This is a genomic window from Lyngbya sp. CCY1209 (genome assembly GCF_055795065.1).
In genome coordinates this window covers 1-297 of sequence record NZ_JAYFER010000256.1, presented here as the reverse complement: position 1 = coordinate 297, position 297 = coordinate 1, and the positions used below count along the sequence as shown (strand labels likewise).

General features: G+C 47.5%; 1 pseudogene. It reads left to right on the top strand.

Annotated features, from left to right (window positions below):
- Positions 1–297: pseudogene (locus AC0QHF_RS07075) on the top strand (RNA-guided endonuclease InsQ/TnpB family protein); the annotation flags it as partial.

Here is a 297-nt window from a genome sequence, read left to right as displayed (position 1 = left end):
AGCTTAACCCCACGCCAGAACAAGCTCAAAAGCTTGATCAAACTCTGGTGGCGTTTGCTGATGCTTGCAACTACGTCAATGAAACAGTCAACCCCAAAATCAAGAATAAGAACCGGATTCAGGCAGAGACCTATAAAGAAATCCGCAGTCGATTTAGCTTGTCAGCGAATTTGGCTGTAAGGGTTTGTGCGAGGGTAGCTGCCAATCGCAAGGTAGGCAAGCCAGTTAAGAGCTTTAAGTCCACATCGGCGGACTATGACGCTCGTATCTTCAGCTATCGAGAAAACGACCAGTCTG